The 13,917-nt window shown below is 62.6% G+C and carries 17 protein-coding genes and 1 pseudogene; 5 read left to right on the top strand and 13 right to left on the bottom strand.

Translation table 11 applies throughout. The features are described from left to right. The gene (locus NKJ20_RS10750) at positions 1-864 is read right to left on the bottom strand and encodes a substrate-binding domain-containing protein (protein WP_352451521.1); all 864 of its coding nucleotides are present in this window, start codon (positions 862-864) and stop codon (positions 1-3) included. Continuing rightward, positions 845-2,638, bottom strand: a complete 1,794-nt coding sequence (locus NKJ20_RS10745; protein WP_352744053.1) for a methanol/ethanol family PQQ-dependent dehydrogenase — start codon at positions 2,636-2,638, stop codon at positions 845-847. Before NKJ20_RS10745 ends, NKJ20_RS10750 begins: the two co-directional genes overlap by 20 nt. Before the next feature lie 329 nt (positions 2,639-2,967). Between NKJ20_RS10745 and NKJ20_RS10740 the strand changes: the two genes are divergently transcribed. From NKJ20_RS10740 to NKJ20_RS10730, 3 genes are all read left to right on the top strand, one after another. Beyond that, complete coding sequence (locus tag NKJ20_RS10740) at positions 2,968-3,798, top strand: SIR2 family NAD-dependent protein deacylase (protein ID WP_502894793.1); 831 nt, start codon at positions 2,968-2,970, stop codon at positions 3,796-3,798. A 92-nt stretch (positions 3,799-3,890) separates the two neighbouring features. Continuing rightward, entirely contained in the window at positions 3,891-4,076 is a 186-nt protein-coding gene (locus tag NKJ20_RS10735) for a hypothetical protein (RefSeq protein ID WP_352451523.1), read from the top strand. 188 nt (positions 4,077-4,264) lie between these two features. After that, positions 4,265-4,759, top strand: a complete 495-nt coding sequence (locus tag NKJ20_RS10730; RefSeq protein WP_023676147.1) for a hypothetical protein — start codon at positions 4,265-4,267, stop codon at positions 4,757-4,759. 32 nt (positions 4,760-4,791) lie between these two features. Here NKJ20_RS10730 and NKJ20_RS10725 read toward each other — a convergent pair whose 3' ends face one another. The 3 genes from NKJ20_RS10725 to NKJ20_RS10715 form a co-directional block, all read right to left on the bottom strand. Next, a complete protein-coding gene (locus tag NKJ20_RS10725) occupies positions 4,792-5,091 on the bottom strand; it encodes a DUF982 domain-containing protein (RefSeq protein WP_023676146.1) in 300 nt (99 codons plus the stop codon). Between the two features lie 70 nt (positions 5,092-5,161). After that, entirely contained in the window at positions 5,162-5,455 is a 294-nt protein-coding gene (locus NKJ20_RS10720) for a DUF982 domain-containing protein (RefSeq protein WP_352743967.1), read from the bottom strand. Between the two features lie 125 nt (positions 5,456-5,580). Then, on the bottom strand, positions 5,581-5,784 hold the full coding sequence (locus NKJ20_RS10715) for a hypothetical protein (protein ID WP_023676144.1): 204 nt from the start codon (positions 5,782-5,784) through the stop codon (positions 5,581-5,583). A gap of 313 nt (positions 5,785-6,097) precedes the next feature. On the opposite strand from NKJ20_RS10715, the gene NKJ20_RS10710 reads away from it, so the two are divergent. Continuing rightward, entirely contained in the window at positions 6,098-6,661 is a 564-nt protein-coding gene (locus NKJ20_RS10710; protein ID WP_352744051.1) for a sigma-70 family RNA polymerase sigma factor, read from the top strand. Between the two features lie 52 nt (positions 6,662-6,713). Beyond that, a complete protein-coding gene (locus NKJ20_RS10705; protein WP_352743966.1) occupies positions 6,714-6,842 on the top strand; it encodes a hypothetical protein in 129 nt (42 codons plus the stop codon). 188 nt (positions 6,843-7,030) lie between these two features. Here NKJ20_RS10705 and NKJ20_RS10700 read toward each other — a convergent pair whose 3' ends face one another. The 8 genes and pseudogenes from NKJ20_RS10700 to NKJ20_RS10665 form a co-directional block, all read right to left on the bottom strand. After that, a complete protein-coding gene (locus NKJ20_RS10700) occupies positions 7,031-7,249 on the bottom strand; it encodes a hypothetical protein (RefSeq protein WP_023676213.1) in 219 nt (72 codons plus the stop codon). A 225-nt stretch (positions 7,250-7,474) separates the two neighbouring features. Beyond that, positions 7,475-8,176, bottom strand: a pseudogene (locus NKJ20_RS10695) (class I SAM-dependent methyltransferase); the annotation flags it as partial. Positions 8,177-8,235: 59 nt separating this feature from the next. Then, complete coding sequence (locus NKJ20_RS10690; RefSeq protein ID WP_352743964.1) at positions 8,236-9,225, bottom strand: GNAT family N-acetyltransferase; 990 nt, start codon at positions 9,223-9,225, stop codon at positions 8,236-8,238. After that, the gene (locus tag NKJ20_RS10685) at positions 9,212-10,297 is read right to left on the bottom strand and encodes a glycosyltransferase family 4 protein (RefSeq protein WP_352743963.1); all 1,086 of its coding nucleotides are present in this window, start codon (positions 10,295-10,297) and stop codon (positions 9,212-9,214) included. Before NKJ20_RS10685 ends, NKJ20_RS10690 begins: the two co-directional genes overlap by 14 nt. Positions 10,298-10,317: 20 nt before the next feature. Then, the gene (locus NKJ20_RS10680; RefSeq protein ID WP_023676139.1) at positions 10,318-11,250 is read right to left on the bottom strand and encodes a glycoside hydrolase 5 family protein; all 933 of its coding nucleotides are present in this window, start codon (positions 11,248-11,250) and stop codon (positions 10,318-10,320) included. Then, on the bottom strand, positions 11,243-12,004 hold the full coding sequence (locus tag NKJ20_RS10675; protein WP_023676138.1) for a TIGR04290 family methyltransferase: 762 nt from the start codon (positions 12,002-12,004) through the stop codon (positions 11,243-11,245). The genes NKJ20_RS10680 and NKJ20_RS10675 overlap by 8 nt, the downstream gene beginning before the upstream one ends. A 2-nt stretch (positions 12,005-12,006) precedes the next feature. Continuing rightward, positions 12,007-12,807, bottom strand: a complete 801-nt coding sequence (locus NKJ20_RS10670; protein ID WP_352593695.1) for a nucleotidyltransferase family protein — start codon at positions 12,805-12,807, stop codon at positions 12,007-12,009. Then, entirely contained in the window at positions 12,807-13,910 is a 1,104-nt protein-coding gene (locus NKJ20_RS10665; protein ID WP_352451531.1) for a CgeB family protein, read from the bottom strand. Before NKJ20_RS10665 ends, NKJ20_RS10670 begins: the two co-directional genes overlap by 1 nt. Positions 13,911-13,917: the final 7 nt, after the last annotated feature.

The following is a 13,917-nucleotide window of genomic DNA, read 5'->3' as shown; positions in this document are numbered from 1 at the left end:
TCAAGGCGCTCCGACAGGATCGAGGCGGGGCACCTGGTAGGTCGCCAGGATCGCGTCGATCTCGGCGCGGCGTCTGGTCAGGGCGGCGTTCACCTCGCTGCGCAGCGTATCGTCGCCACGGCGCACTCCCATCGAGATGTCGAAGATCATCGGCAGTTGCGGGCCGTCCACGCGCGGCGAAACCGGCGTGATCCGCAGCGCCACCTTCTGCCTGGATGCAAAGTAGCCGGCCAACGGTCCCCAGACGACGGCCATATCGATGTCGCCATTCGCGACCGCCTCAATGATGCGCGCTGGCGGGTTCGGCGCCGAATAGTCCCCATAGACGGGGAAACCGATGAGATGGCCGACGATGCCACGACGGCCAAGCGCCTGGACGGGGGGCGAGTTGGCGCCATCGTCGCCGATCAGCTGGACGCCGATGTGCAGATCGCGCAGGCGAGGATCGTTGAAGGACGTGATTTCCGGCGCATCCTTGCGTGTCACGAACACATAGGAAGACCGGTAGTAGGGCGCGGTGGTGCGCAGCATCTCAAGATTGGCGGGCGCGCCGGGCACCAGATCGCATAGCCCGGCCTTCAGCGTGTTGCGGACGAAGCCACGGCGCTGTGCCCACCATGTGTAGGAAACAGTCGCGCCAAGCTCCGTCGCGACGAGTTCGGCGATCTTGTTTTCAAAGCCTTGCCTGGCGGCATTGGAGAACGGCATGTTGTTGGGATCAGCGCAGATCCTCAATTCGCGCGCATCGGCAACGGCGGCGACGAGCGAGAGCGCCAGTGCGCCGACCGCGGCGCCAACCCGCCGGGAAGATTTTCTCCGTGCGCGCGCAACTCGGCCGGTCGTCTCAAGGGAGCCGGAACACATACAGTGTACCTCCCGGCGTGGTTACATCCTTCAGATCCTTCATGACGTTGACGAAGCCGAGCGCGGCGGTGGCGTCGCGCGGATCGAGATCGCCGGATACGATCGCGCCGGCCCAGCCGCCGACGCCCGAAAGAATCGCGACATATTGGTGCCCGTCCGGGCCGCGATAGGTGACCGGCTGGCCGATGATGCCGGACGACGTTTTGAACTGCCACAGCAGTTCGCCGGTCCTGGCGCTGACCGCCTTGAACCAGCCTTCCATAGTGCCATAGAACACGATGTTGCCGGCGGTGGCGACGGCGCCGCTCCACACCGGAAAGTTCTCCTTCAGGCTCCACGCCGGCTTGGCGGCGGCGACATCCCAGGCGGTGAAAGCACCGCGATTGCCGCCCGGCCCGGGGATCATGCGCACGTTCATGCCGACATAGGGCGTGCCGGCGATGTAATTCACCTCGACGCCCTCTTCATCCATGCAGAGATTGTTGTGCGGGATGTAGAGCAGACCGGTCTTGGGCGAGAATGCCGAAGGCTGCCAGTCCTTGAGGCCCGATGCGGTCGGGCAGATGTCGCGCACGACCTTGCCGGTGCCGGTCTTCTTGTCCGGATTTACAATCAGCCGGCCGGTCTTGAGGTCGACGCCCGTGCTGGAATTGACTGGCCCGAAGGGGACTGCCGACAGGACCTCGCCTGTGGTGCGATCCAACAGATAGACGTAGCCGTTGCGTTCCGGTCGGACCAGCACCTTGCGGGGCTTGCCCTGCCAGGTCATGTCGAGCAGCACCTGTTCGTTGATGCCGTCGTAGTCGTGCAAATCGTGCGGGGTCCATTGATAGAACCATTTGGCTGCGCCGGTGTCGGGATCGCGGGCAAAGATTCCGGCGGTCCATTTGTTGTCGCCGGGCCGCAGATCCGGATTCCACGGACCGGGATTTCCGGTGCCATGGAAGATCAGGTTTAGGTCCGGGTCATAGGAGATCCAGCCCCACACATTGCCGCCGCCGATCTTCCAGGCGTCGGGCGGCCACGACGTCACGCCGAGATCCTTGCCCTTGTCCATGTCGTAATGCGGCTTGAAATCGGGGCCGATCAGCACCTCGGCGTCCGGGCCGGTATTGTAGGCCGTCCAGACGACGTGCCCGTCGCTGGCGTCGAGCGCCTTGATCCAGCCGCGTACGCCCATTTCGCCGCCGGAATTGCCGACCAGAACTTTGCCCTTCACCACCAGCGGCGCCATGGTGATGGTCTCGCCGATATTGATGTTGCCGATATGGGTGTTCCAGACCGGTTTGCCGGTGGCCGCATCGACGGCGATGGCATGGCCATCGAGCGTGTTGAAATAGATGCGCCCTTCGAAGAAGGCTGCACCGCGGTTGACCACGTCGCAACAGGCAACTCCCTGCGCGGCGGGCTCGGGGTTGGGCTCGAATTTCCACTTCATCGGCGCGCCGGGCTTGGTAAGGTCAAGCGCATAGAGGATGTTGGGGAAGGGCGTCACGATGTACATCGTGTTGCCGACGACCAGGGGCGCGGCCTCCTGGCCCTTGTTGACGCCGGTCGAGAAGGTGAAGGCCACCTGCAGGTTCTTGACGTTGTCCTCGGTGATCTCCGCAAGTTCGCTGTAGCGGGTCGAGGCGTAGTTCTTTGCCGGCATCGCCCATTGGCCGTCGTCGGGCGGAGCAGCTGCGGCAGGCGGATTTATCGCAAAGCTTGACGTTGACTGAGCAACCGCCGCGGTAGTCAGCGCGAAGCCTGCCAGCAGCGTCCATCCCAGCATCGCAGCCAATGGCCTCTTTCCCCTTTTGCCAGGCACCCTATTTTTCGCCGCCACCAGTCGCGCTTGCCTCATTGGCTGTCGAGTTTGCCGACGTTGGCGCAGAGCTCCATTAGCTGCAGCTGCGCCGTGTTTGTTGAACACTCTCCAACGCGTGAGCGGCGCAGAAGTGCCAAATGCAACGAAATAAATGTCGGATTCGGTTGGCCAAAGTCGGCGGCCGGGCGCTCGGGACAGCCGATCCGAATGTTAGCACTCAAGTCGGAAGTAAATCTATTCCCGGTGGTCCGGGTTCGGCTGGAACGGAGCGGCGCTTTTCGCAGTTGTGTCGAATGCTGTCTGCAGTCGAGCAACTGGCTCAATCGGTAAAAGAGCGGCGAGCGATCTTGTTCGTTGGAGCCGGGGTGTCGATGAGCGTCGGCTTGCCGTCCTGGCAAAAGCTCATCGAACACATGCAAAAAGAGCTCGGTCTGGACGAGGATACGATCGGTGCGCCGGAGGCCAGCTATCAGGCGCTTGCCGAATACTACCGGCTGAAGCAGGGGAGCCTCGGCCCTTTGCGCAGCTGGATGGATCGTGAATGGAGCGTCTCGCGGGAGAAAGTGCAGGGCTCGGCGATCCACAAGCTCATCGTGTCGCTCGATTTTCCGATCATCTACACGACAAACTACGACCGAAATCTCGAAGTTGCCTTCGAGATCCATAGCCGGCCCTTTGTCAAAGTCGCCAATGCGAAGGATTTGCCAAAGGCCACTGGCGAGGTGACGCAGATCATCAAATTCCACGGCGATTTCGACGACGACAAATCTTTGGTCCTGGCGGAGACCGACTATTTCGACCGGCTATCCTTCGATTCGCCGCTCGACGTGAAATTTCGGGCCGACGCGCTCGGGCGCACCATCCTGTTCATCGGCTACAGCATGTCCGACATGAACATCCGTCTGCTGCTGCACCGGCTTTGGCAGACCTGGCGCCGCTCCGGCTATGACAAGAATCGCCCGAAATCCTTCATCTTCATGTCGCAGCCGAGCATCGTCCAGGAGGCTGTCCTCGGCCGCTGGGGCATCGATATGCTGACCGAAGCGGCCGACGATCCTGAGGACGCGCTGCTCGCATTCCTGAACGAACTCAAGGACAGGGTGGGCCGGCCAGAAAGCGCGTGAGAGAACCTGCGGAAAGCAGATTGGTCCGGCAGTGGGAACCGGCTGATCCGATGTGAGTTCGGGAGGACTAACGTATCCGGGACCGAGCCTCGATGAGCGGACGCAAACACAAGCGCAGAGTGCATGCCAAAGACGGCCTGTCGGCCGAGCAGGCCTATGAGGTCAATTTCTTTGCCCGCAGGTGCGGCCTGACCAGGGACGAAGCACTCAAGATGATGCGAAATGCCGGCAGGTCCAACGATGGCACCAAGGCATCTGGCGAATCCGGGCCGAAGTAGCCGCATGGGTTCTACATAGCGGGCGGCCGGGACGGTCATCCGGCACAGCTGCTTCGTCGTCGGTCTCGGTAATCCGCATGGCAGTCGGTGGTGGCGCGCACCGCTGAGGATCGAGCGATGCAGCGGCCGCCGATGGAACATCCGCCGACAATTTTCGTTGACATGCTCCACAAGGCGAGAGGTCGAACATGTCGAAGTTCCAAGCCGCTACCCCGGAGCGTTTGCAGCAGCTCAGGCTTGAGGCGACAGCGCACTTTGCGCCGCTCATACTGCGCGAGGCGCTGGTGCGTCTCTGCCGAGCGTGTGGAAGCGAGAGCCTCGAACGGTTCGAGAAGACCATGGTTGACCAAATCGAGGCATCGCGTGACGAAAAGGCCGATTTCGACACGATGAAGGAATTTGCCATCGAACAGCTCTATGGCTGGATTCGAGAGGTCAGGTCTTCACCGGACATGACACAGCCGCTGGAGAATGTAGACACCCGAAGGACCCCTGGCCGCTCGGAAGAGCCGCAGACGCTGGAAGACCAGCTGCAGGCGGGTCTGGAGGATTCTTTCCCCGCAAGCGACCCGCCGGCTGTTGTTTCCACCGCGATCCCCGGCGGATCGAAGAAGCTGGTCGGAACCGACGAGGTCCTCAGGCAGCAGCGGGAGAAAAAGGCCGAGGAAGCCAGCCATTCGTGATAAACGGCTCTGCGGGGAAGCAGCCTGCCGGTTCACCCGCCGTCCGGCATGAAGGCTGTCCGGGCATGTGTGTCATGCGGCTCGCCTTCGACAAGAATCTTCGCTTCCAAAGCCGCGTCGATAAATGCTTCGCGGGCTTCCGCTGCCGTAATCTGGCCGATCTGGGCGCCATCCAGTGCATCTCCCGCCATCAGCGACAACGGGGCATTGCGGGCAGGCCATTTCTCGCTTTTGAGGCAGTAAGAAGCCTCGAAAACGGAGCTGACCATTCGCGATCGTCCCGGCTTGCCGAAGTAGATGCAAACCGGAGCATCGAACTTTATCTCCAGCATGGCGGTCCTCCCGATTTAACCACCCTTGATATAAATTAGCCTCAGCGGGTCACATGGCCTGCTGGGCATTTTAGCCGACGTCGCGAACCGCAGTGGGATTGGTGCCTGCTGGTATTTCGGCGGCGATATCGTAGGCCAGAATGCCCGCCTTGCGGGCGAATGAATCGAACGCCGCGCGCACCGTCTCGACGTCGACCTCGTCAGCCAGCCCGGCGCGACAGGCGTCGAACGCCGCCTTGTGCGCCGGACCGCGGCTCGGCCATTCGTTTAAGACGTCATAGGCCTGCCAGATATTTTCGACATAGCGAGGGAAACCAAGGCCGACGAGAATTGGAACGGGGCGGCCAAACGATTTTTTTGTCATCTGTGTCTCCGCGAAAGAGCCTGTCGCATCAACGCTGGGCGGACGCGAGGCCCATGCTCTTTAACGCGGGATTGCTGCACGGGTTGCAGCGGGTTTGTTCGATCGTGCGCCGGCCGATGCTGGCGTCATTTGTTGGTCCGCATCTTTTGCCGGGGATTGATACCGCCTTGAGGCGTGGTGTCGTTCTCGACATCGCCTTCGAACGTGTTGTCGCCCTGATCGAGCCGGTCGCCCTCCTTGATCGTGCCCTTGGAACTGCCGATGCCGGGATCGTTGGCAAGGTCGCTATCGGCCGGCGTTTTGCCTTTGGCGTGCTTGTTTCCTGTCATGGGTTCCTCCTGTTTTGAGGTGGCGGACTGTCCTTGAGGTGGCGGCCCAGGCTCGCTGCGAAAATCGCGTTTCGACACGCCAATGGCGGCGCCCCGGATTTTCGGACGGCTTAGATTCCAACTCCGCGATCCCGACGGTTGTTCCGTCAAAAATATCGCCGTCGGCCGGGATTGCCCAGCCAAGCCGCTCCGGTTCCTGGACCGGGTGATTTTCGCCAGCCGGAACGATCTTTCGCCCAATGCATTTAACTGGTCTGCGCTCACGAACTCATTCTGGACGGGAGCTGGACCATTGCCACCTACAGCCTACGCCTTGGCGACTCGCGAAACCGAAGAAGTTTCCATCGTCGACCTCATACCCGCTTTGAGGGCTTTCGCCCGCACCTTCTGCCGCACTCCCGATGATGCCGACGACCTGGTCCAGGAGACGCTGACCAAGGGCTTGGCCAACATTGACAAGTTCGAAGCTGGAACGCGCATGAAGTCATGGCTCTTCACGATCATGCGCAACACCTACTACACGCGTGTCAGGGCCGCGGTGAGGGAAGCGCCCGGCCTGCTCGACTGCGCTTCGCTGCGGCCGATCTCGGAAGCGACGCAGGAATGGTCCGTACAGGGCAAGGAGGTCCACCAGGCCATCCAGAGTCTTCCCGAGCACCAGCGCGAGGTTCTGATGTTGATAGGCGTTCTGGGCATCAGCTATGAGGAAACGGCCGAAATATGCGGTTGCGCGGTGGGAACCGTGAAGAGCCGGCTCAACAGGGCACGCGCCGGCGTGCTGGAATACCTTGGCGAAAGTTCCTCGCAGACCCTGATGGAAAGGCGCAGCTATCTGTCCGAAGGACGACTGGACTTCGAAGCCGAGAGGCGCCGCTAATATACATGTCACGCTAATTACTGCTTTCGCGCAAGCGCCTTTCGACAAGCGCATGCTGCAATTCGATCGCAAGTTTGGTCAGCCGGTCAGGAACCCTTTCCTGTTCGATGGCCGCAAGCAAGGAAGCGATTTCCCGGTCTATGGTCAGATCGGCACGCGTGCTGACGGAATCTTCCCTTGAGCGAGACATCGCGTTCTCTTGGCAAATGTTGGTTCCTTCAGCTCACTCTGGTGGCAACAGTGCGAGTTTGCAAGAATTTGCAGGCCATCCATGCGACCGGCTTCGGTCCTTGCACAGCTTCGTCAGCGGTTGGGCTCTCGCTGCGTTTCAATTGCTCGCCGGCTGCAAGCCATATGCTGGCGCAACGATCAGTCTTCAGGCCGCCGATCCGCTGAATGATCCTGGTACTGCTCGGACTTGACCCGATTGCCGTCGAGCCCACGCTCCTTGGTGTGCTGCTTCTTGTCTCTGTTGGACAGAACGGCGTTCTCTCCGATCTTGTCCTTGGGAAGATCGGTCATCGCGCCAGCGCCAGCGCCTTTGCCGTGACTGCCGCGACCGATGTGCTTCTTGCTGCCGGACGCCATCTTGTTCTCCTTCATACTGTCGAATAGCGGCTTTTCCCGTTCGGCATCCGAACCATAGTTGGGCCGCAATGTTCCGCTGGAAATCGTAAGCAGGAAGGCATCGCCGTCCCAGTGCCGGAAAGGCTTTTCGCCGTCGACGAGGACTTGCATGCCATTTGCGTTGGCGAAGTTATGGACATCGGCGCGATCCAGCGCCGGCGATCCGCGATATGAATAATTCAAAAGCGCGGCCATGCCCGGCCTCTTCAGCACGCGCGCGATTTCCACGAAATGTCGCTCCGCAAGGCCGGCCAGCACCAGATAGGGAAAGCTGTCGACGGCCAGCACGCGGTCGAAGCTGGCATCGCAAAAATCGGCAAGATCGAAACCGCGCGCAGGGCGGAATTCTACATTGCCGAGCCCGGCGCATCGCCGGCGGGCGATCGAGATCATCGCTGGGGATATATCGCTGCCCACGATCCGGTGCGACAGAGCGGAGAGCGCCTGTTCGAACCGACCGATACCACAGCCGATATCCAGTGTGTCGCGGTCAGTGCCGGTAAAGCCTCGCCTCTCCAGCCATGCAACGATCTCAGCCGTAGCGGCAGAGAGCTTTTCCTCATTGCCCAGCGATGACAGCTGCACGCTCGCCGCCGGGGAGATCGCCGCCGCCGCGTCAAACCCGGCCGCCAGCCGCTTGACGACCGCATCGTCGGTCTCGTCCTCGCCACGCTCGTGCCGAACGGCACCACCTGTTTTGCGCAGCGTGGCGAAGATCTCGGGCCTGCGCCGCAGCAGGTCGGCAATCCGTTGCAGTTTTGCCGTGTTTCGCGGGTCAGCCGAGTGCGTGTTTTGCGCAATCTTCGCCAATTCTGCAGCATCGATTCCTGTCTCGAAACGGAGAGCCAGCCTTGCGATGACGGCTTCGACGCCGGCACCGTCTGCCATGCAATCCTCCAGCACCCGCCTTGCTGATGTCGACCGCCGAGATTCCGGCTGGGTCGCGCTCATCGCCCTTTGCTCCGCGTCCAGATCTTGCGCATCGTCCACCGGTCTACGGCGCCCCAGCTGTACTTGTAGGCCTCTTGTCCGCGCAGAAAATCGAACTCTTCCGCGCCTTCGCAGATCGCCTGCCTTATCGCTTGGCCGATGAGCAGCGCGCCGGGACTTTCCTCGGCATAGGCCGGATCGAAGCCACCGAGATAAGCGCAAGCGCGGCCACGATGATGGAACCCGTAATAGGCGCCCACGATCGCGTTACCGATCGTGATAAGCCAGCATCGGGCAAGCACCTGTGCGACCAGCTGCGGCAGCGCCTGACGGTGGAATGCTTCCACGCGGGAATCGGACAGAACGCCGTCGCCGTGTCCGGCCCAGCGCGCGCGGTGAAGGCGGATCAGATGGTCGAGGAATGTCTGCGGATCGGACAAAGCGGGTTCGATGGAGACACTGCCGCGTCTCGACGCGGCCCTGTGGGCGCGGCGCAATTGGCGCCTCCGCCGCGCCGGAACACAGCCTTGAAGCGTCTGGTCGCCGGCGAGGGCGAGCACCGGGCAAGCGGCGTGACCGACGGCTTGGCACGATTCGAGCGCGGCATGCCTGATGGCAAGGCCGGCGCCGCCGGGAGGCAGGTCCTGCAAGATCCACTGTGTCCAGCCGACGGAAAGAACGGCGCCACCGATGACTGCGCCGACCGGTTCGGCGATCTCGGGAAGACAAAGGACATCCAGATAGTCGCTCAACGAAATGCCGAGCGGAAGCAATCGCGCGCCGGCATCGTGGCGTTCCAGATAGAGTGGCGCCAGGCCGACCAGATCGTCGCCACGCCAGATGGCGACCGTCGCTAGCTCGCCGGGAGCAAATGTCCGCCACCATGGCAGCAACCATGCGGGAGACTGGAACGGCCTCGCCGAGGAACTGCGCGACCAGAGTTCCCACCAGTGCGGCTCGAGGGCTTCGAGGTCCGCTGGATCGTCGATAATCTCACTGCGGAGCATGTCGCGCTCGCTTTGCCGTCGCGAGCTGCCCGCTGTCTGTGCCGAGCCGTGCCAGCGCCCGATAGGCGTCCATGTAGGAGGAAATCATGCGGTCGAGTGAAAAGCGCCGCCGCGCCTCGGCCCGGCAGGTCTCGGGGTCCAGGCTGGGTGCGGCAGCGATGGCTTCGGCCATCTCGTCGACATCCCCGACCAGATACCCGGTCTTGCCGTGCTCGACCACATCCGGCAGTGCGCCATTCGGGAAGGCCACCACGGGGGTGCCGCAGGCGAGCGCCTCCATGGCGACGAGCGAACTGGTTTCCGCGGCAAGGCTCGGGATGACTAGGCAGCGGGCTGTATTCAGCAGGCGCCGCTTGGCGACAAAGCCGAGCGGACCAAGGAAGCGGCGCCGGTCGTCCAGCCGGGGTTCGACCTCGTCGCGAAAATACGCTGTGTGCGTTTCATAGGGGTAGACCTTGCCACCGATGACCAGCGGCACGCTGGCCTTCTTGGCTGCGTCCAGCGCCAGATGGATGCCCTTTTCCGGGCAGACGCGGCCGAGCACGAGCGCAAAGTCGTGTTTGGCCTGCGGTTCGCTCAGCGCGTCGACGTCCACTCCGTTGGGAATCGGCCCGATCAGCCTGGCTCCCGGCGGCGCGGTTCTTTGCTGAGCCGCCGATACCGCATGCAGCCACAGATCCTCCCGCGCCGGATTGAGAGCGTCGGCCGGATACCAGTCGAGCGGCAAATGCAAGGTCACCAATGTCGGCCCGTCGCCCGGCAGATAGGCATCGAAATCGATACCGTGCAAATGGACCACGTCGATTGGCCAGCGAGCGCGTGCGGTAGCAATTGCGGCACAATGAACACGCTGCGCCCGGCGCTTCGCCGCTTCATCGAGCACGCCCGGTTCGGCCGGCGTCTCGATGAGGACACCCGCAGCGCTCGAGCCCTGGCAGCCGATCACGATCGAGCGGTGTCCGGCCTGTACGAGCGCCTGGTCGAGCACCGACAGCACCTGCTCGGCACCACCGACCGCATCCGGCCCGACCGGGGCGAGGGGATAGGCGACGTTGAGGACGGTGAGCGTCATGGCTGGAGAGCCGAAGCTCCTCACGCTGCGGAGGCGCGCAGCCTGCCGACCGAAGGGGCAGCGATGCTGCCGGCATATCGGCGCGTCATTGCCGCGCAGAAGTCGGCGAATTCCTCCGGCACCAGCGGCGGACTGCTGTGGTGCGGCATCATTCCGCGGTGTTCCGGCGTGAAGCAGAAAGTAACCGTCACGTCGAAGTCGGCCAAAGCCTCCATCTGCCGGTCGAACCAGTCAAGTGCGTTCGGCCTGAAGCTGTCGGCCCAGGAAAGCCCGGTGCGCAGATTGGTGACGCCGAGCCGTTTCATCCAGGCAACGGCGTCGTCCAGCCGGTGATCTTCGAAATGGAACCACTGCACCAGTCCCATTGCCGGCGTGTGGTGCAGGAACTCCTCGAGCGCGGGCTTTGGCGTGCCGTCCTGGCGGAGCAGGCCCATGTAGAAATGGCGGTAGTAAGACGAGCCTTCCGCCTCGCGATGGCGCGTCGTCGCTTCCCACTCGCGCGGCAGGTCGTAGAGGCTGTACCATTGGATGCGCGGTGCGTTGCCGATCAGCAATTCCGCGGTCCGGCGCAGGCCCCAGACCTGTACCTCCTCGGCGCCGAAGGTCGACACGCCGACCTCGCTGACCCATACCGGAAGATCGGTGACAGCCGAAATCTCGCCGATCTTCTGCGGCCATTCGTGGATCTGCCAGAGGTTCCAGTCGAGCGGGAAACCGTGCACGGCGACAGCATCGACATGATCGAGCACGTCGAACTCCTTCATCCGTGTCATGAAACCGGCATCGATCGGCGAGATGCCGCCAAGGACCTTGGTCAAGGCCGGATTCTCCGACGCGATCGCGTCGGCGACCAGGGTTGCCATGTTGGCGAAGCGGCTCCAGTCGGGGTCGAGCTCGGGATCCCAGTGGGATTTGTTGTTGGGCTCGTTCCAGATCATCGCGGCTTCAATCATTTATTTGTCCTTTCGACGGGTAGACGACGCCGCCACCGGCCGGCACGTCGGCGGTGCGGCAGAAATAGACCTCCTGCTCCGGTTGCAGGACGATCTCGAAGCCGGCGCTGCGCAGCATGGCTTCGGTGCAGGCGCGATTGGGAATCCACCAGTTGGTCGGGTCGTCGGCGTAACGATGCTCGATGAAATGCAGCTTTGGGAAATCCGGCCGGTCGAACAGGTCGTGCGTCCAGAAATGATAATTCTGCTCGAGCGCCGGCACGTTGGTGCTGCCGCGCTGCATCGACTGGAAGATCATCAGGTCCCGGGCGACGTGCTCCCGGATCAGATCGAGAGCGAGCAAGGGATGGCGCAAATGGTAGAGCACGCCCATGAACAGCACGATGTCGAACCGCTCATGCAGGGCGCCAACGTCGTAGACCGAGAGCTGCCGGAATTCGATGTCGCAGTCCGCAACCTCGGCGGCAAAGCGCGCCTGCGCCAGGTAAGCCTCATCGAAATCGATGCCAAGCACGCGGCCGGCGCCGCGGCGTTTCATCTCGATCGAATAGAAACCCGCATTGCAGCCTATGTCGAGCACCGCCTTGCCGGAAAGATCGGCGGGGATGGCGTCCGCGAATTTGCGCCATTTGATCAGCGGATAGTTGCCAAGGAAATGGTCGGGAGCGGTTTCGATGCCGGCCAGTTCCATATTGTGGAACCATGGGCCGAGCGCATCGATACGGCGGCGGATTTCGGCATCGGAATGCAGCATGGCTAGCCTCCTTCGCCTGCGAGGACAGGGACGTGCTGGTGGCCGGGCAGCGTAATGGCGACTTGGTCGTCCTTGGTACCGGCGGCGCTTTCAAGCAGGCGAAGTGCGGTGCGGTAGCCGTTGAAGGTGCCGACGTCGACATAGGCGGTGCCAGCCTTGATGCCATAGGCATCGCCTCCGGCGGCGAGATAGGCATTGACCAGCGTGCCGATATATTCGTCGCACCGGTCCCGTTCCCGCCACAGCGCGGCGAGCTGGTGAAGGGTGCGGCCGGGCATCTTGAACGCACCCCAGATCCAGTTCGATTGGGCATTCTGCTGCTTGACCTGGATTTGCTTCACCCGGTCGTCCTGGTCGACAACGACGGCATCGAAGAACTCCGGCTGGTCCACCGGAAACAGCAGGAAGGACAGGCCGTCGTCCGGGAGGGCCAGGAAGCCGTCTTCGGGAAACCAGATCGTATCGGGCAACCCGACCAGAACGGTCTCATCGGCTGTGACGAGCGGTGCGGCACGGAAGATGGCGTCGCAAAGGCCGACCGGAGAGGGCTGCACCACAAACAGCGCAGTCGCGTCGGCATAGCCGGCAGAATAATATTCGAGGATATCCGACTTACCCGAGCCGATGACGAAGCAGATCTTGTCGGCCCCCGCGCGCACCATGCGGCGCACCAGGTATTCGCTGACCGCGCAAGGCCGCTCGGTGTTGCCGTCGATGCGGCTGCCGACCGGCAGAAGCTCCTTCGAAAAGCCGAGCGGCTGGATGCGGCTTCCCCGTCCGGCTGCGGGCACGATGCCCAACATCAAACTGCCTCCTTCAACGGCTCGCCATGCGTGGAGCCGTGCAGTGCATCGGACAGGATGCGGTCGAATTCCTTCGCGCGCCGCGCCGAGGTGTGTTCGTCCAGCACCCGCTCGCGCGCTCGGCGGCGGATAGCGTTAAGCTCGGCGTCGGACAGGTCGAGCGCGGCGACCACGTCGTCGGTGCTGTTCGCCACGACGATCTCTTCGCCGGGCCGGAAAAAGGCCTCCAGTCCCGGCCATGTGTCGCTCACCATCGCGGCACCGCAAGCGGCGGCTTCGAACAGCCGGCCGGAAGGACACCAGCCCCTTTCGGCCATCGCCTCGCGGGTCACGTTCAGGGTCAGCCGTGATGATGAAAAGAAGGCGGGGTGGTCGGCCGGCGGCAGATGCCGGACGAAGAAAATATTGTCGCTCCACGGGAATTCCTGCGGATATTGTGCGCCGCCAATGATGAAGCGGCGCTCCGGCAGGCGCGCAGCCGGACTGACCAGCAGCCTCTCGACCCCGACCTGGCGGTCTGCCGCATAGGTCCCGAGATAGGAAAGGTCGCCGGCAAACTCCGGCCTGGGCGGAGCCGGCCGGTGTCGCTCTGGATCGACATGGCCGTAGAGCGGCATGACGCGGCGTGCACCCAGCATCGACTTCAATGCGTCGATCGCGGTGCCTCCCGTGTAGCTCAGCACGAGATCGAAATCGCGAAGCCCTTCCGGCCCGAAATAGGCCGGAGGCTCACCTTGTTCGATCCGCGCCAGTGTCACCGGCGTATCCAGATCGTAGAACACCTTCAGCCCGCGACAGGCCTGGTGGGCAAGGCGCGATGCGCTCACGGCATCGGGGCAATAGGAGGTGACGATGACCACATCGGCCTCATTCATCGCCTGCTCGGCAACGCGCTGGATGTCCTCCCAATCCTGATAAAGGACGAGGTTGCCGCCATCCAATTGGTCGAGGTCGCGCGTCCCGGCATAATAGGGAGTGTTGCGTTCGAAGAAGGTGATAGACCAGCCCAGCCCGGCCATCGCCCGGATCAATCCGCGCCACAGCGTGGCGTGCCCATTGCCCCACGACGATGTCACGGTAAGACCGAAAATGACCATGCGCATCCGGCAA

Origin of the sequence: Mesorhizobium sp. M0185, from assembly GCF_040322175.1 — a bacterium.
GTDB lineage: Bacteria > Pseudomonadota > Alphaproteobacteria > Rhizobiales > Rhizobiaceae > Mesorhizobium.
This window is presented reverse-complemented; position numbering and strand designations above follow the sequence as displayed.